The following is a 17,906-nucleotide window of genomic DNA, read 5'->3' on the forward strand; positions in this document are numbered from 1 at the left end:
TCGGCTCATGAATTCGAAGCAGACTGGCGGCTTCCGCCTTCATTCAAGACATTCCACCCGTCAGAGATATTTTCGTAAAGCCGACGTTCACTCCATATTTCAGCTCGGCCACATTGCAGGGCTGACTTCACGACAAGGTAGGTGAAGAGATGAAATCTCTCTCACCTAACCCTATGACATCACATCCTCATGCCGTGATCTTCAGCCGGTAATAAACGCCAGGATATCGGCATTGATGACGTCTGCATGTGTCGTGTGCATGCCATGCGGGTAGCCGGGATAGATCTTCAACGTGCTGTTCCGAAGCAGCTTGTCCTGAAGAATTGCCGCATTCTTGTATGGTACGACCTGATCATCATCGCCCTGCAGTACAAGCGTCGGCACGGTAATGACCGTCAGATCCTCGGTCTGATCCGTTTCGGAGAACGCCCTGATCCCTTCATAATGGGCCTTCACACTCCCCATCATGCCCTGACGCCACCAGTTACGGATCGTCCCTTCGGAAATCTCGGCGCCAGAGCGGTTGAAACCGTAGAACGGACCTGTGGGGACATCGAGAAAGAACTGCGCCCGATTGGCTGCCAGTCCAGCTCGCAGTCCATCAAACACTGCGATCGGGGCGCCTTCAGGGCTGCGCTCTGTCTGCACCATCAGAGGCGGAACTGCACTGATAAGTACAGCTTTGGCGACACGTCCCTGAGGCTGCCCATATTTTGCGACATAGCGGGCCACCTGTCCGCCGCCTGTTGAATGCCCAACATGGATGGCGTTTTTCAGATCAAGATGCTCGACGACAGCCGAAGTATCGGCCGCGTAATGGTCCATGTCATGACCGTCGCTCACCTGTGTCGAGCGTCCATGACCGCGGCGGTCATGCGCAATGACGCGAAACCCCTTGCTCAGAAAGAACAGCATCTGCGCATCCCAGTCATCGGCACTCAGCGGCCATCCATGATGGAAAACAATTGGCTGGGCATCCTTTGGCCCCCAGTCCTTGTAGAAAATCTCTACGCCATCAGATGTCGTGACGAAGGACATGGTACTTCTCCTGCGCATTCAGAACTGATATTGCTCAGACGCTAACGTTGAACATAAGTTCAACGTCAAGGTGAATTTACAATAGAAGACTGAAGATGAAGATTGGAGATCTAGCCCGGAAAACCGGTCTTGCAACGTCTAAAATCCGGTTTTATGAGCGCATCGGCCTGTTGAAAACGGTCGATCGTCGTCCCAATGGCTACCGGACCTATCCACCGCAGGCCATGATGATCTTGGGCCTCATTACAATGGCGCAGCGAGCGGGATTTACGCTGGACGAAATCCGCGTCTTACTGCCCTCTGATCTGGCACATTGGGATCATACCGCACTGATGGACGCTCTGACTCGTAAGGTGGCGGATATTGAAGCCCTTCAGGCTCGCCTGGCCCAGAGCAAGGTTCATCTGCTTCACCTGATCGAAGATATTCAGGCACGGCCTGCTGACATGGACTGTGCAGCCAATGCCCATCGTGTCCTGACAAATATCATTACAGAGCCTCCCGGAGACCTGACCGTCACTTCAGACGATATACGCCTTCTGGACAAGACAGACCGCCGCCAGTCGGTAAATTCCGGCCCTCGTAAAAAGGCTGCCCTCCCTTAAGATCGTCCCAGAAGAGCTACGACTTTCGCTGCTGTCGCTCTGGCAGAAAAAGGGTTCTGTCCCGTCACCAGTCGTCCATCCGTCACGACATGAGACATAAACGGCAGGATTGCCTTTTCATATATCGCGCCCCGTGCCTTCACCTGCGCTTCCGCATTATAGGGGACCTCGCGCGCGACACCCGCCAGTCTCTCCTCGGTCCATGAAAACCCGGTAATCTTTCGTCCGCAGACCAGAAAAGAGCTATCCGCAAGTCGGGTGTTCAAAAGTCCACAGTAACCGTGGCAGACAGTGGATACGATGCCGCCCTTTTCCCAGATTGCCCTGGTGATGGTCTGAAGACCTTCACTGTCCGGAAAATCCCACATCACACCGTGCCCCCCGGTAAAGTAGATCGCGTCATAATCCTCGGGTCGTACATCATCAGGACTCCGCGTAGCGTCCAGCAAGGCCATTTTCGCCGGATCGTTTAGCCAGTCCTTGGCCGACTGATCGCACATGGGCCATTTCAAAGCTTTGGGCTCAAGTGGAACCTTCCCGCCCCGGGGACTGACAATATGTTGTTCATACCCCTCAGCGGCGAACACATCCCAGGCATGTGTCAGTTCCGATAACCACAACCCGGTAGGATGCACGGGACTGTCGAAATGAGCGATGTTGGTGACAACGTGAAGGATACGGCGGTTCATGACTGGCCCCTTTCGTGTGGCAGGGTGCTCCCCCCTTCCTGCTGTAACGTTTGAGCCTGCTTTAAGGTCAAGATGCTGTTTGACATTAAATCTGACTTCAACGTTAAGATCAGAACAGTCATCGATGATGTGTCTGTTTCTGACTACTCAATGCCTATAGCGGACGTTCCGCATCCCCCCCCTGTCTGTTTAATGATTAAGAGAGCAGACAGGCGGTAGTCGCCCTCATGTTGGACATTCGCGGGTGGCTGAAAATTTCGCAAAATCGGACATTGTTAGAGTTCTGCCACCCTATTTTCCATTTGGTATCCGCGCGCAGTATTTGCTACATTAGAAATATAGTTCTGATAGTGATGTTCACTGATCCGGACTCCCCCACAAATCATGATCCTCTCAAAAAACGCCCTGTCATAAGTCACGGCGGGGATCACCCCGTGCGACACGTAAAGCCCGCCCTCACAAGCGGGCTTTTTATGTGTCTGCGTTCTCAGGACACGCCATGCCGAATACCAACCAGCATCCCGCTCTGACATTTGTCATGAGCGAACATCAACTCGTCAGCATTGTCAGACGTTATCTGCCGAGCCAGCAAACAATCAACCGGGCCGAAGGGCTAGCCACGATCGGCTTCGGGGCGGCGGAAATGGTTGGGGCCACTGGCCTGCTGGGCGCGCCAGAGCCGGTACTCAGTAAAATGGCCGGTATTGCCCTTACCGCTCACGGCATTGACATGATGAACGCCGGACGACGGGCGTGGAATACAGGCACACCACCCCAAACCCAGACTGAACGTGCGGTTCGTAGTGCAGCGCTGAGGGCGCATGCGTCCCCCGCCGTTGCGGGTCTGGCAGGTGCGGTCGCAGATGCCCTGATCCCCGGCGGCCTACTGCATGCGGCAGGGTCTTTCGCAGCCACCCGGGCCATTCGCGTGGCATCGGCGGATGCAGGCAAGCTGACCTTCCGGCATGCCGACATCACGACGGAGCACTTCCATCGGCCTTCGCCTTACACCCCACAGCCTCCAAGATCACCCACCAACCAGAACCTTCTCTCCCCCCATCGACAGAAGTGGTTCAATCTCAACCACCATGAGGCACCCCCACATAATCACAAGGCGGGTGGCCATGTGCTACGAAAACATGTCGATCCAACCGATGAATATATCGAGCGGCGGTTTATGAAGGAAAAACACCCTGCCGTTTCATTCTTCACTTCGAAGGAAGAGGCCGAACGTGTTATTCACAAAGTACTCAGGGATAACGCCTCCAAGATTGATGAGTGGCTCACGAAGGCCAGAACCGGAACCAAGACAGAGGTTGAAGGATATTTCTCGAGCAACGGAGCTGTCGTTATCAAAAACAGTGATCGTTTGCGCAAAACTGCTCGACGTATCCGCGTGACAATTATCAAAAAAGAACACAATGGAATGATTTACTATGTCCAAACTGTTAAACTATACCACTAATGATATTCTCGACCTGTTTCCTCGTCTGGCTGACCTCGGCTGCGGGGCATTCGGCGAAGATGCCGATACCTTTGGCGATACGTTACGTGACGTTATACAGGATGAACCACAAACGCGGGTTTTGTCATTCAAATGGCAAACAATTAGCGAATTAAGAACTTTATTGGCTGGCAGTGATGCAGATATCGAGTCCGTCAGTGAGGCTGTCCTTGGCATAATTCCAACCGTTGCCCCTGAGGAACCACCGAATTGGGGCAGTTTTTCTAACCTGCGGGCATTCTGGTCAGCTGTTCTACATGCCTTTGAAAACGACCCCGAAGTGCAGGCGGGAAGAGAGATTGACCCCGACGTATAGGAGAGAGGCATTTACCAACACCAACATACAGAATGTCTGCTTTCATGTGTTGATGTTCCAGAAACAGACTTTCCGCTCCCCCCTAAGCTTCCTGTCTGCTTAATGATAAGAGAGCAGATAGGCAGCCACCGCCCTCATGTCGGACATCGACGCGGTTGAATTTCCCGAAAACCGACTTTTTTCCGCAAACAACGCCGTTGCTCGGCAACGAGGAGGCGATTTTTCGTTATTACTATCTGGCAGGTTGCGCCGTTCCCACCGCTGACGCCGCTATTGGCGAAACCATGACCGGGATCAGGCGCACCGCTGCAAGGGATGGCTTTACACCGCGCCGCAAAGCCGCTGCAACGCAGGATGTTCTGACAAAAATCATCAGTGCGATTGACCTGAGCAAGTTATCTGGGATGCGGGATCGGGCTCTACTCCTTATGGGATTCTATGGTGCGTTCAGACGTTCTGAACTGGCCTGCATCTATATTCGCCACGTAACCTTGGTCAGTAAAGGCCTGCTTGTCACCCTTCCCCAGTCAAAGGGTGATAGACAAGGCAAGGGGGAGGAGATCGCCTTCCCTTACACCTATGATCAGTATTGTCCGGTAAAGGCATACGGAGCCTGACTAGCCGTGTCTGGCATACAGGTTGGTCCTATTTTCCGCCGCGTCCGTAAGGAAAGCACAGCTGCCTCTGACGGAAATGGTCGTGAAATTGGGCAGCAGCCCCTGACAGATCGGTCGATCGCCGGGATCATCCAGAGCCGTGCCAGTGCTGCCGGGTTGGATGGAAAAACCTTTGGGGGCACAGCCTGAAACGGGGTGCGCTTACAACCGGAATGGATGCTGGAGCACACCCCGTCAAACTCAAGCGCCTTGCACGACACGCAACGTATGCAGCGCTGGGTGATTACCTGGAGCTGGTGATCCTTTTGAAGAACATGCGTTAAACCGTTAATTCAAAAATAAATCTGTCTGATGATTCATCAAGGTAGAAACCACTGACCCGCTAGAGTTCCCAGAACAAAGTTATATAGATTTCACGGCTTTAAACAGCAAAGCGGCTCAGACACAGTAGCAGTCACAGAGACTCGGATGGGTGACGTCCCCTTTGAAACTAAAGTGGGAACTTTAGAGGGAAAAATGTCTAGATTATCCCGAGGACTCTGGCGGATCCCCGGGAACTTTAGCGGAGAAAAATGGGAACTTTAGCGGGATTGTCTGGGAACTCTAGCGGATATAAATGCCGGATATTCCTGATTTTTTGAAGTTACCCCGAGAACTCTGGCGTGACAAACTAATATTTTAATAATACTCCAAATATTAGCGCGCCTCACACCACGCCATCCCGCTAAAGTTCCCACTTCTCAAGCGCAAAATTACTGCTAATGTTCAGCAATCCTGCTCAAAGGAGTTCTCTAGTGGGAACCATTCACAAGCTCATAGAACAACACGGTAAACAAGGGGCTCTGTCCTTTGACGAAGATCGAAAGATCATCGAAATTGCCGCTGACTATATGGCTTATGAAGATACAGGTATTGGCTTTCTATATAGCGGGTTCGCCCATGTAGGGTTGCCTCATAAACGCTTGGCTGACGATCTTGTCTGGCAAATTGAAACAGACAGAGCAGTGATGATTGTCGAACCCGGTCGTCGGGCAGTACGTGGTGCAAATCCAGTATCTGTAGGCGTACCCTACGGTAGTAAAGCACGATTAATCATGCTTTACCTACAAACAGAAGCCATAAAAACCCAGAATAGAGAAATTGAACTAGGAAAATCGCTAAGAGACTGGCTCAAGAGAATGGGCATTCCCCAAGGTGGAAAATCTATTAAAGACGTTAAAGAGCAAGCCGAGCGAATTTTCAGATGCCGAATCTCGTTTCATTTCCAATCTGGGAACTCTAGCGGGTTGATCAATCAAAATATTGTGGACGCCGCGATATTTACGGATGATCATAAAGATAACGGGAAACAACAGTTCCTGGAACGAGCGAAGCTTTCCGAACTATTTTACGATCAACTGCAAAAACATCCAATTCCGATCGAAGAAGCTGCGATCCGCGCATTAAACGGGCATAGCCAAGCGCTCGACATTTACTGTTGGCTTGCTTATCGGCTTCACGCATTGAAAGGACCAACAGCAATCACATGGTCTGCTTTGAAAGCCCAGTTTGGTGCTGGTGTCGTGCGATTAGACCATTTCAGACCGAAGTTCATAGACAACTTGAAAATAGCGCTAGCTGTATATCCTGCAGCTAAAACCGAAGTTACAAAAACTGGTGTTATCTTACATCCGTCTAGGGCGCCCATTGCCCCTAAGATTCACGGGATACCCCGCTAGAGTTCGCACTATGGGGACTCTAGCGGGGTATTTTTGTGGTCAGCCAGTTACTCTACTAAATCCCCCAAGAGTCCCCTGATATCCTGTATTTTGGAATCAACAGCGGCTATTTCTGATTCAAGCTTTTCTCGATGGAACCATTTGTTAAAAATAGAATTCATCATAAAAGAATACTATGGACATCAAGTGGCTTGAAGATTTCATCACGCTAGCGCGTTTGCAGAGTTTTTCACGCGCAGCGGAAGAGCGTCATATAACGCAGTCGGCCTTCAGTCGTCGCATCCAGGCTCTGGAAACATGGGTGGGGGTGCCATTACTCGATCGCAGCTGCTTCCCTACGACTTTAACGCCAGAAGGGCGTCGCTTCCGGGAAATGGCAGAAGAGACCCTTCGTAATCTTCTCCAGAGTCGTGCATCGCTGACGGCGTCTTCGCAGAATGATGTACCAACCATAGCCGTGGCAGCGTTGCACACGTTATCGGTTACGTTTTTCCCTCAATGGCTTTCTGAAATCGAAAAGTCCATCGGACAATGTGGTAGCCGCTTGTTGCCAGATGATTTTCATAACTGCATGGCCGCTATCGTCGACGGTTCCTATGATTTTTTTCTGACCTTTTATCATGAAGCTGTTCCTCTGCTTCTTCATCCAAACCAGTTTCCTCATTGTATTGTTGCTCAGGACTTTCTTGTTCCTGTTCGTCTTCCTTTACAGGAGCCTCAGTCCAGCTCCCTATCTCCCTTGCTGACCTATAGTCCGAACTCATTCCTCGGCCAGATATGCCAGTGTCAGGAAGCGCTGGCCGTTCTACCCTACGGGCCTGATACTGTTCGGCATGTGAATGAAAATGCCATGGCAGAAGGGCTCAGGAAGATGGTTCTGGCAGGGCACGGATGGGCATGGTTGCCCAGAAGTCTGATCGAAAAAGACCTCGCAACCCATGAGATGATTGCCTTGGGGAAAGAAATTCCTCTGGAAATCCGACTGTATCGCAAAGCAGAACATACACGTTCGGTTGTCGAACAGGTCTGGCAAGCGTCTCAGCAGATCGCCTTATGCAAATAGAGAATAGTCCAGACTGAAGCGGCATTGGACGCAGTGTCGTGGCTCCTTTAGGCAGGCCTGAGTATTGTCGGAAACGAGCGGGCCGAGCCATCGTGTTGAGTAAAGTAAAAGCTGTCATGCTCTGCCTTAGCTTAGGCTTGCTTATCGATGTCTCGCGCAGTCACGCTGAAACCTTCCAGGCAAGCGCGCCGGTGGCCTTGGTTGAAGACGTTTCGGTCGGTCGTATTTTAATGCAAAAAAATGCGGATCGCCCGATAGCTCCGGCTTCCATGACAAAGGTCATGACAGCCTATGTGACCTTCGATCTGATTGACCAAGGAAAAATGAGGCTGGAGCAAGTCATCACAGTCAGCCCATCAGTGTGGAAGATATGGCACGGTACGACAATGTTCCTCCGTGCAGGCGAAGCTGTCTCGGTTGAAAATCTTCTCAAGGGGATGCTGGCTGTCTCAGGAAACGATGCCACTTACGCTCTGACTGCGAGTATTCCCGGCGGTCTCAATGTGTTTGTCGCATTGATGAACAAGGAGGACCGGAGCATCGGGCTGGCCGACAGTTATTTCAGTTCACCCAACGGGTGGGCGCTATCCCTTAGAAATTGTCCTCAAGGTAACGCATTCTCCCTATGAGATGAGGAAGGTTTGAACATGTCTATTGTTTTTCTCAATGGCGTATATGTCCGTGCTGAAGATGCGCGTATTTCCCCTTTTGATCGAGGTTTCACATTTGGAGAGGGCGTTTACGAAGTCTGTATTGCTGTAAATGGAAAATTCGTTGATGCCCCAGCGCATCTCGCTCGTCTGGACCGCTCTCTTGCCGCATGCGGTATAGCACCTCCTCCCGAAAGAGCGGATCTGGACAGTATAATGAAAGAACTGCTGGGAAAAAATGATGTCACAACGGGGCTGGTTTATCTGCAGGTAACATCCGGCGTATCTCCGCGTAATTTCACGATCCGTCCTGAGGGACGATCCACACTTCTGATGTTGGCGCAGGCTTCTGACTTTGAACAGACCTCTGCCTTTCGCGAGGGTATTCATGTCCAACTGCGAGAAGATATTCGCTGGCTCCACCGCGACATCAAGACGACCATGCTGATGCCACAGGTTATGGCCAAACGTGATGCCCTTGCTAATGATGTATCCGACACGTTGTTCTACGACGAACAGGGGATTACGGAAGGGGCATCCTCAAATGTGTTTTTGGTGGATGCATATGGAACGCTTGTGACGCGGCCCTTGTCCAATCGACTGCTGGCAGGATGTACGCGTGAGCGTATTTTGGATCTGGCAAGGGGAGCAGGTTTCTCTATTGAGGAGCGTCCGATCCAACGTGCTGAACTTGCGACGGCAACAGAGTGTTTCGTGACCAGCGCGACCTACTTGATCGCACCAGTTCTTACAATTGATGGCGTCTCAATTGCCAATGGCCAAATCGGGCCAATCACACGCACGCTTCAGCGTTTATACTGCAATTATATGAACGACTGAAGCCTGTGTGGAACAGGAGCTTGCCTCCACAAAACCCGGGGCAATTCAGTTCCGTATTTTCTGGCCCGTTACAGGCAAACACACAGAGACACTATCGCACAGTCTGACACGCCCCCCTCCCCTCCCCTCCCCTGTGGGCCAGACGCCGGGCACCATTATCCGATGGTTTGACGCCTCTCCAGGAAAAGCCGTTCCTCAACGCGATGGCTCACTTGAAACCTCGCGTGATAGTGCCTCAGCCTATGCTTTGCAGGCTAAGGCAGATAACACACGTAAAGCCTATCGTTCCGGTGTCCGGGCATGGTGTGCCTAGGCTGATCGTCATGGTCTTGCGCCCTCGACATTGGAGTTGCGACGGACCGCAATCACATATCTCCACCGTCTAGCTGGTTGTGCCGTACCCACGACTGACGCTGCTATTGGCGAAACCATGACCGGGATCAGACGCACGGCCGCAAGGGATGGCTTTACACCGCGCCGCAAGGCCACGGCGACACAGGACGTTCTGGCAACGATCTTCAATGCAATAGACCTGAGCAAGTTATCTGGGATGCGGGACAGGGCTTTACTCCTCATGGGGTTTTATGGCGTATTCCGGCGCTCTGAACTGGCCAGCATCGATATTCGCCACGTAACCTTGGTCAGTAAAAGCCTGCTTGTCACCCTTTCCCAGTCTAAGGGAGACAGATGAGGCAAAAGCGTTGAGATCGCCCGCATTCAGAGCCGTGCCAGTGCTGCCGGGCTGGATGGAAAGACTTTTGGAGGTCACAGCCTGGAACGGGGGGACGCTTACAACCGGGATGGATGGTGGAGCACACCCCGTCAAACTCAAGCGCCTTGCACGACACGTAACGTATGCAGCGCTGGGCGATTACCTCGAACTGGGAGACCCTTTTAATGGACATGCTCTAAATCAGTGACACGTTGGTGTTCTGACATCAGAACACCAAGCTGGTATGGTGAGGGGTTAAGTGACCACGCTCATAATTATTACCCTGCCGATCCACACGACACTCCCAACCCCTCTCCGCGTGGGGGGGAAAGCGCATGTAGTTTAATGTTCTTTTGGGCAACCAAAAGCGGTGGAGACATTTTCTCTAAAGCAGGAATATTATCGTCAGACTTGCTTATCGGATGCGAAGTTTGAGGAAGCCAACTCCAATTTCTTGGACTGCATTGTATGACCAATTTGGTGGTGGCATTAAACAACGGAAACATTTCCGCACACCCTTCAAGAACGCGCTGAGAGCCGCCGTTTCAGCGTATCCAGAGGTAAAAATTGAAGTCGATAAGGTAACTGGGGTCACACTTCATCCGTCACTACTGCCGTTACATCGAGAATATACACGTGGTTTCACGATTATAACTAATGCCGCGTAATTTAATATACGCGGCATTAAATCAACTATTTTCTAATATCTTGTCGATTAAGATTCTAAGCTTTACTAATGATTCTATTTCGTTTTCTGAAAGACTTGGAATATTCTGCAGAGAGAGATTCGAAATCGCTTTTTCTATTGGTTTAATTGAGAACGTCTCTTGTTTATTGCTCTCCTTTACGACAGGCTTCTTCTCCCCTCCCCTGGCGACTGCTTCACGTATTGCCAAAATCGTAAGATCACCTGCTAATGCCCTTTTGCAAAGCTCATTCTGGATAGTGGCATCCGTTACTCGAGCAATTTCAATCAACACGTTTCGCGAGATTACATGATCTACGTGTATTACCTTTTCAAGGAAATCAGACGGCAGTTTGGCAACGGAAAGCATGCCATTTATATGGGAAACGGCTTTCCCCACATTTCTGGCAAGCTCCCGTTGAGACCAGCCTCTATTTTCAGAAAGTAGTTTCAAACCTATTGCTTCTTCTACGGGCTTCAAGTCCTCACGTTGTAAATTTTCAATAAGAGAAACAACATCTGAGTCAGTGTCACGCTCAATAGCCAACAAATATGGCATATCGATTAACTTGGCTGCCCTCAGCCGTCGCTCTCCTGCGACAAGCACCCATTTGCCACGGACTCCCTCTTTTTTTCTGACCAAAATAGGAGTGAGCTGGCCATAAATCTTTAAGCTCTCCGCTAATTCTAGCAAGGCTTCGTCATTAAAGATTTTTCTTGATTGCTTAGGGTCAATTTCTAAATCATCCACATTAACTTCAAAGCTGTGTTTGACGTCAGATGAGGAAGAAACAAAGGCTGTAGATATATCCTGAACACGAGCGCCCATGGAGCTCATTAGTGGCGATGGAGGCCTACGTTTAGTCATTTTATTATTCATACCCGGCTCCTCCTACCTTCCGTTTTTTCAGTATCTTCATCATCCTGAACGTCATCATCCAAATTCAGCAGCGCCATAGGTAAAGGAGTTTCGTTTGCAAGCGCAGAGCATAGGCGAACATATGGACCGACGGCTTTTGCCTTTGGAGAGGCATCAACAGCGATCACTCCACTCCACGCTGCATTGCCATACACAGCACTTTCTGGAATTGGTTCCAGCACAATTGCTGTACCTGCGGTGCTTTGGATCAAATGATGCAAAACCTCGCGGTCGACAGATTGTCTGCCGTTGTATCTGGTAGGTAAAATGCCACCAACTCGAAGCTGCGGATTCAGTCGCCTCTGTATTTTCTGCACTGTTGATAATAGCAATGCGACACCCATTGCGTCAGGCGGCTCAGTTTGAACCGGCACAATCACCACGTCTGCTGCGACAAGGGCCATATAGGTCATGAGCCCCAAATTGGGAGGGGCATCAATGATTATAAATTCATAATCATTAGCCACCCTGTCTAAATTCTCAGCTAATGCATGCTCAAAGCCGGGCTCGCGACGACTATCGGCTTCTGCCAGGTTAATGTGACTAGAAATTAGATCAAAACCTGCGAGCTGAAGATTTTCTTCTTCTTCTGTTTTGATAATGCACTCTTCAATAGGCCTATCATTGAGAAGATTATGGTATATTGACCTACCTTCTCGAAAATAATCTAACCCTTTAGGCCCAAGTAGCCAATCCGAAGCGGATGCTTGAGGATCTAAATCAATCAACAGGACGCGTCGCCCCACGCGTCTTAAAGCTGCTGCGATGTTAAGAGAACTTGTAGTCTTGCCTACACCACCTTTTTGATTGGCAAGAGCTATTACCTTAGCTCTTTTTTTTCGTGTCGCCATCAATGACTCAATCTGCTTAATCACTTCGGCCGGAATATTCTCTTTAGAATTTTCCCAACGGCTAATTCGTGACTTGTCATATGAGCGATTCAACGCCGTATTTAACAAATTACGTAAATCTGTCTGTGATAATCCGAGATGCTCTCGGGACTCCCGTAGCCACTCACTCTTTGTCATTGAGGTATTCTCGCATCGGTGATGATGCATATCGCTAACACTATCAAATCAAATAGGTCAACATAAAAACGTCAACCCATAATAACAAAGGTTGACGGTCTGGTGGGTGTTCTGACGTCAGAACACTAAAGATAAAAAATAAAACCCCGACCAGCCCTGAGCGTCGCGCGCAAAGGGTGGGTCGGTCTGTCTGAAGCCAGCCCGATCCCGGCGCAGGCGCCGCCTTTGCCCGCGCCACCCATGCCCGGTTCCGGAGACAGCATGCAGAAGAAAATCTGACGCAACACAGCGATCAGTTCCCTTCCCTGCCGTTGTCCATCCTCCCCGAACGCCGCCTCGTCCCAGACGCAGGCGGCGTTCGGCGTTTGTCCGGAGCCTTCCATGTCCCTGTTCGATGATCAGCTCAGCCTGTTCTCTTCCTCTTCCCTCAGTGGTGCTGCAGACCTGTTCTGGGGTGAGCTTGAAGGCGAAGACAGCCCCCTCCCCTCCCCCGTCGCAGAAACCCCACTGGTCATCCCCCAGACCGATTTCCGCCTGATGGGCACCCGTGACCTTGCCACCAGCTGGAAAGACCGTGCGCGGGACAATATTGCGGCAATCAAGCTGCTGGGAACGCTTGAAACCGAAGACCGTAATGCAACCCCCGACGAGCAGGCTGTGCTGAGCCGTTTCATTGGCTTTGGGGCGGGTGAACTGGCCAACGCCCTTTTCCCCCGTGCGGGAGAACCTTACCGCACAGGGTGGGAAAGTCTCGGCAAGGCTCTGGAGGCTGCCTGCAGCGAGACGGATCATGCCGCCCTCGCCCGCTCCACCCAGTATGCCCATTACACGCCGGAATATATCGTCACCGCCATCTGGGACATGCTCATGAAGCGTGGCTTTCAGGGTGGGTCAGTCCTGGAACCCGGCTGTGGTGTTGGCCAGTTCATTGCCCTCAGGCCCGAGCGTCTCGAAGGTCAGATCGCCTTCACGGGTATTGAGATGGACAGCATTGCCGCACGGATTGCCCGCAAGCTCTTCCCTAAACAGTGGATCAGGCGCGAAGACTTCACAAAGGCCGTTCTGGCGACCACCTATGACCTGGCGATCGGCAATCCCCCCTTCTCCAACCGCCAGGTCAATGCAGCGGATCACCGTGAGCTGCGGGGGTTCAGTCTCCACGACTGGTTTATCGCCCGTTCAATCGCTGCCCTGCGCCCAGGCGGCTTCGCGGCATTTGTCACGTCCCGCCATACACTGGACAAGGCTGACCAGAAGGCCCGTCAGCATATCGCCGAAGACACTGACCTGCTGGGGGCCGTGCGTCTGCCCGCAGGGGCAATGAGTGCGGATGCCGGTACCGAAGTCGTGCTTGATCTGCTGGTGTTCCGCAAGCGCATGATCGGCGATCTGCCCGGTGATCAGGGCTGGCTGGAAACCGGGACCGTGCCAGACAGCGATGAAGGCCGTGGTCCGCTGAGCATCAACCGCTATTTCCTCGACAACCCCGCTCAGGTTCTGGGGCGGCATGGCTGGGCCAGCAGCCAGTTCGGACTTGATTACTGCTGCCTGCCGGTATCGGGCGTGGACCTTCACGCTGCTCTGCCGGAAGCTTTGGCCCGTATTGCCCCCGAGAGCCGGTTTCTTCCACCTGTTGAACAGCGCATTACGCGGCCAGAACTGGATGGCCTGCGCGTGGGCACCGCGGCATCAGGCGCTGACCTGAAGGAAGGCAGCTACTATCTGCACAACCGTATCCTGCATCAGATCATTGGTGGTGCCGGCCAGGAAGTGCCCATCCGCAAGGGTGACCAAAAAGAAGGTCTGTTCCAGAAACATGCGCGCATTATTGAAGCGCTGATCCCGGTGCGGGACGCGGCAAAGGCTGTGCTGCGCGCCCAGATGGACAATCAGCCCTTTGGGCGGCACCAGCATCGGCTGCGGCAGGCGTGGCTGAGTTTTACCCGCCAGTTCGGGCCGATCAATCTCACCAACACCACGGTCCGGGTTAACGCCACCACTGGTGAGGAAACCGAAAGCCGCCGCAGGCCCAACCTCCAGCCGTTCTATGATGATCCCGATGTCTGGCTGGTCTCCTCCATTGAAGAGTATGACGAGGCGACACAGACAGCCCGGCCGGGGCCGCTGTTTACCGAGCGCGTCATCCATGCGCCGGTCGAGCCCGAAATCCACTCCGCTCATGACGCGCTGGCGGTCTGCCTGCATGACGCGGGTCGTGTTGATCTGCCTCTGATCGCCGAGCTGACGGGTTGCACCGTAGAGGCAGCCCTGAACGCACTGGGCGAGGCCGTCTATCTCGATCCCGAGGCTTCGTGCCCGGGGCGCGATGTGTGGGTGGCAGTAGACGAACTGCTTTCAGGAACCGTGCGCACCAAGCTTGCGGCAGCCCGTGACGCAGCCCAGCGCGACCCGCGTTTTGCCCGCACGGCGGCAGCTCTGGAACGGGCCCAGCCCGAGGATCTGAGGCCATCCGACATTACCGCCCGTCTGGGTGCGCCCTGGCTGCCAGTGAGCGACATCATGGCCTTCACCCGCGAGGTGCTGGGGGTTGAGGCTGTCATCCACCATACCGCCGAGGTGGCCTGCTGGAGCGTCGAGAAACGTGCTTTTCTGGGGCGCGCCGAAGCGACCTCGGTCTGGGGCACGGAACGCCGTCATGCCGGGGAGCTACTGGAGGACGCACTCACACAGGCTTCTCCAAAAATCTGGGACACGATCAGGGATTCAAACGGCAACGACAGCCGGGTGCTGAACACGCAGGAAACCGAAGCGGCGAAGGAGAAGCTCGCAGCCATCCGACAGGCGTTCCAGAACTGGGTCTGGCAGGATGCCGAGCGGGCTGACCGGCTGGTGCGGCTGTATAACGACACCTACAACAATCTCGTGCCGCGTACATTCAACGGTGATCATCTCCGGCTGCCCGGTGCAAGCACGGTCATCACCCTGCGCGAACACCAGAAGCGGGTGATCTGGCGGATCATTGCCGCGGGCAGCACCTACATCGCCCATGCCGTGGGGGCGGGCAAAACCTTCTCCATGTGCGCCGCCGTCATGGAGCAGAAGCGGCTGGGGCTGATCAGCAAGGCGATGATCGTCGTGCCAGGGCATTGTCTGGCCCAGATGGCCCGTGAATTCCTGATGCTCTACCCGACAGCCAAAATCCTTGTCGCGGATGAGACGAATTTTGCAAAAGCCAAACGTCAGCGGTTTCTGGCCCGCGCAGCCACTGGGAACTGGGATGCAATCATCATCACCCATGACGCCTTCAAATTCATCGCGGTGGAGGCCGCCTTTGAGCGCGGGATGATCGACGAGCAGATCGAGGCCTATGACACGCTGCTCTGCGAAATGAATAAAGACGACCGGCTGTCGCGCAAGCGCATCGAGCACATGAAGGAAACCATGGAGGCGAAGCTCGAAGGGCTGGCGACCCACAAGGATGACATGCTGCATCTGGGGGAACTGGGGATTGATCAGATCCTCGTGGACGAGGCCCAGCAGTTCCGCAAACTGAGCTTTGCCACCAATCAGGGCGATCTCAAGGGGGTGGCCCCAGAAGGCTCGCAACGCGCGTGGGATCTGTTCGTCAAGGCCCGGTATCTGGAGCAGATCAATCCCGGTCGCGCGCTGGTGCTGGCATCAGGCAGCCCGATCACCAACACACTGGGCGAGCTGTATTCGGTCCAGCGCTACATGGCTCTTGATGCCCTGCGTAGTCGTGGGCTGCATGAGTTTGACGCATGGGCCGCCAATTTCGGAGAGACCCGGACCGAACTCGAATTGCAACCCAGTGGCCTCTACAAGCCCGTCACGCGCTTTACCGAGTTCGTCAATGTCGCTGACCTCATGGCGCTCTATCGTGACTTCGCCGATGTGGTCCAGCAGGACGATCTGCGTCGCTATGTCAATTTGCCAGCCGTGCGCGGTGGGCACCGCCAGATTGTGGTGGCACCAGTTCATGCCCGCTTCCGTGCCTATCAGAAGACGCTGGCCGAGCGGATCACCGCGATCGAACGTCGCAAGGGCAAACCCCAGAAAGGGGATGACATCCTGCTTTCCGTCATGGGGGACGCCCGTCATGCGGCTCTTGATCTGCGCTTTGTCGGCTGGGGCCGGGCAGGGGAGGGGGAGGACAGCAAGCTCGATCTGATGATCCGCAACGTCTTCTCCATCTGGGAAGAGAGTGCCCAGAACCGGTACACCAATCCCGAGACTGGCCAGCCCTACGCCCAGCCCGGTGCGGTGCAGATGATTTTCTCGGATTTGGGCACCGTGGGAGCACAAGGCAAGCGGGGCTTCTCCGCCTATCTGTGGATGCGTGACGAGCTGGTGCGCATGGGGGTGCCGCGCGAGCAGATCGCCTTCATGCAGGACTACAAGAAGGCCGAAGCCAAGCAGCGTCTGTTCGGCGACCTCAATGCAGGCCGTAAGCGTATCCTGATTGGCAGCACCCAGACCATGGGCACGGGGGTCAATGCCCAGCAGCGGCTTCTGGCTCTACACCATCTGGATGTGCCGTGGCTGGTCTCCGACATCATCCAGCGCGAAGGGCGCATCGAGCGACAGGGTAACCAGAATCCCGAAATACGGATTTACGCCTATGCGCAGGAAGGGTCTGTGGATGCTACCAACTGGCAGCTGCTTGAACGCAAGCTGCGCTTCATCGCCATGGCCATGTCTGGTGATCGGTCCATCCGGCGTGTGGAAGATCTGGATAGCGATGGCAACCAGTTCGCCATGGCCAAGGCGCTGGCCTCTGGTGATATGCGGCTCATGCAGAAAGCCGGTCTGGAGGCTGAACTCGCACGGCTCGAACGCCTCTATGCGGCCCATTACGATGACCAGTTCGCTGTGCGTCGTGCTGTCCAGCAGGCTGAGCGCGAGATCGCATGGGCGCAGGCACGGATCCCGCTGATCGAGGCTGATCTGGCGGCCCGTGTCGCCACGCGTGGTGAGGCTTTCAGTTTTGAGACCGAACGCGGTGTGATCACCGAGCGTGAGAAGGCGGGGGCGTTCCTGCTGGCCCAGCTCCGTCTGGCGGTCAGGAACGCGCAGGAAGGTCGGTGGATGCTGGGGCGGATTGGTGGGTTTGCCGTGACGCTGGATGCCATCAACCGGCAACGCTTCATTGAGGACAGGGTGGTGACTGACGCGGGGCTGTCCGTGGCGTTCGCGCATGGAACGGTGGACATTACCGTGGATCAGGACACGAAACCTCTGGGACTGATCGCGCGCATCGAAAACCTCGTGCTGCGTCTTGATGGGGAACTGGCCGACACCCAGAAAACCCGTGATGAGGCCGCACGACGGCTGCCCGCCTATCAGGCCCGGCTGGGTGTGCCGTTCCGTGATCAGGCGCTGCTCGATGAGAAGCGGAATGCACTGGCTGAATTGGAAGCCGATCTTGCCGCTACCAGCAGGGAAGGTGAGGAGGAGGCTCCGGCCAACGATGATATTCCCCCCATTACAGAGGAGGACGATGGCCCCAACGCTCTCAGGGACGCAGCCTGATCCACACTGCC

16 protein-coding genes are annotated in these 17,906 nt (G+C 53.8%); 11 read left to right on the top strand and 5 right to left on the bottom strand.

Going from position 1 to position 17,906, the window contains the following annotated elements:
- Positions 1-201 precede the first annotated feature (201 nt).
- Positions 202-1,038: an alpha/beta fold hydrolase gene (locus AABE20_RS14110; protein ID WP_338333678.1), complete on the bottom strand. Its 837-nt coding sequence runs from the start codon at positions 1,036-1,038 to the stop codon at positions 202-204.
- Between the two features lie 95 nt (positions 1,039-1,133).
- On the opposite strand from AABE20_RS14110, the gene AABE20_RS14115 reads away from it, so the two are divergent.
- Positions 1,134-1,643 carry a MerR family transcriptional regulator gene (locus tag AABE20_RS14115; RefSeq protein WP_338333679.1) on the top strand — a complete coding sequence of 170 codons (510 nt, stop codon included), beginning with the start codon at positions 1,134-1,136 and terminating at the stop codon, positions 1,641-1,643.
- On the opposite strand, the gene AABE20_RS14120 is transcribed toward AABE20_RS14115, so the two are convergent.
- Positions 1,640-2,332 carry a type 1 glutamine amidotransferase domain-containing protein gene (locus tag AABE20_RS14120; RefSeq protein ID WP_062014974.1) on the bottom strand — a complete coding sequence of 231 codons (693 nt, stop codon included), beginning with the start codon at positions 2,330-2,332 and terminating at the stop codon, positions 1,640-1,642. The two genes, AABE20_RS14115 and AABE20_RS14120, sit on opposite strands and share 4 nt — an antisense overlap.
- A 499-nt stretch (positions 2,333-2,831) precedes the next feature.
- Here AABE20_RS14120 and AABE20_RS14125 point away from each other — a divergent pair, with 499 nt between their 5' ends.
- The 9 genes from AABE20_RS14125 to AABE20_RS14165 all read left to right on the top strand — a co-directional run bounded on the left by AABE20_RS14125 (position 2,832) and on the right by AABE20_RS14165 (position 9,731).
- On the top strand, positions 2,832-3,797 hold the full coding sequence (locus AABE20_RS14125; protein WP_338333680.1) for an RNase A-like domain-containing protein: 966 nt from the start codon (positions 2,832-2,834) through the stop codon (positions 3,795-3,797).
- Positions 3,769-4,152, top strand: a complete 384-nt coding sequence (locus AABE20_RS14130) for a hypothetical protein (protein WP_338333681.1) — start codon at positions 3,769-3,771, stop codon at positions 4,150-4,152. Before AABE20_RS14125 ends, AABE20_RS14130 begins: the two co-directional genes overlap by 29 nt.
- Before the next feature lie 155 nt (positions 4,153-4,307).
- A complete protein-coding gene (locus tag AABE20_RS14135; RefSeq protein ID WP_338333682.1) occupies positions 4,308-4,769 on the top strand; it encodes a site-specific integrase in 462 nt (153 codons plus the stop codon).
- A 6-nt stretch (positions 4,770-4,775) separates the two neighbouring features.
- Positions 4,776-4,958 (top strand): site-specific integrase, encoded by a 183-nt coding sequence (locus tag AABE20_RS14140; protein ID WP_338333683.1) that lies wholly within the window; start codon positions 4,776-4,778, stop codon positions 4,956-4,958.
- 605 nt (positions 4,959-5,563) lie between these two features.
- Positions 5,564-6,487 (top strand): replication protein RepA, encoded by a 924-nt coding sequence (locus AABE20_RS14145; protein ID WP_338333684.1) that lies wholly within the window; start codon positions 5,564-5,566, stop codon positions 6,485-6,487.
- Between the two features lie 175 nt (positions 6,488-6,662).
- A complete protein-coding gene (locus tag AABE20_RS14150) occupies positions 6,663-7,550 on the top strand; it encodes a LysR family transcriptional regulator (RefSeq protein WP_338333685.1) in 888 nt (295 codons plus the stop codon).
- Positions 7,551-7,642: 92 nt separating this feature from the next.
- The gene (locus AABE20_RS14155) at positions 7,643-8,179 is read left to right on the top strand and encodes a D-alanyl-D-alanine carboxypeptidase family protein (protein WP_338333686.1); all 537 of its coding nucleotides are present in this window, start codon (positions 7,643-7,645) and stop codon (positions 8,177-8,179) included.
- An 18-nt stretch (positions 8,180-8,197) separates the two neighbouring features.
- Entirely contained in the window at positions 8,198-9,040 is an 843-nt protein-coding gene (locus AABE20_RS14160; protein ID WP_338333687.1) for an aminotransferase class IV, read from the top strand.
- Between the two features lie 430 nt (positions 9,041-9,470).
- On the top strand, positions 9,471-9,731 hold the full coding sequence (locus AABE20_RS14165; RefSeq protein ID WP_338333688.1) for a site-specific integrase: 261 nt from the start codon (positions 9,471-9,473) through the stop codon (positions 9,729-9,731).
- A 710-nt stretch (positions 9,732-10,441) separates the two neighbouring features.
- Here AABE20_RS14165 and AABE20_RS14170 read toward each other — a convergent pair.
- The 3 genes from AABE20_RS14170 to AABE20_RS14180 all read right to left on the bottom strand — a co-directional run bounded on the left by AABE20_RS14170 (position 10,442) and on the right by AABE20_RS14180 (position 12,767).
- Positions 10,442-11,317, bottom strand: a complete 876-nt coding sequence (locus tag AABE20_RS14170) for a ParB/RepB/Spo0J family partition protein (protein ID WP_338333689.1) — start codon at positions 11,315-11,317, stop codon at positions 10,442-10,444.
- Positions 11,314-12,384 (bottom strand): AAA family ATPase, encoded by a 1,071-nt coding sequence (locus AABE20_RS14175; protein ID WP_338333690.1) that lies wholly within the window; start codon positions 12,382-12,384, stop codon positions 11,314-11,316. Before AABE20_RS14175 ends, AABE20_RS14170 begins: the two co-directional genes overlap by 4 nt.
- A gap of 125 nt (positions 12,385-12,509) precedes the next feature.
- Positions 12,510-12,767, bottom strand: coding sequence for a hypothetical protein (locus tag AABE20_RS14180; protein WP_338333691.1), 258 nt, complete (start codon positions 12,765-12,767; stop codon positions 12,510-12,512).
- On the opposite strand from AABE20_RS14180, the gene AABE20_RS14185 reads away from it, so the two are divergent.
- Positions 12,766-17,895: a DEAD/DEAH box helicase family protein gene (locus tag AABE20_RS14185; RefSeq protein WP_338333692.1), complete on the top strand. Its 5,130-nt coding sequence runs from the start codon at positions 12,766-12,768 to the stop codon at positions 17,893-17,895. The genes AABE20_RS14180 and AABE20_RS14185 overlap by 2 nt on opposite strands.
- Positions 17,896-17,906: the final 11 nt, after the last annotated feature.

The organism is Acetobacter zythi, from assembly GCF_963921165.1.
GTDB lineage: Bacteria > Pseudomonadota > Alphaproteobacteria > Acetobacterales > Acetobacteraceae > Acetobacter.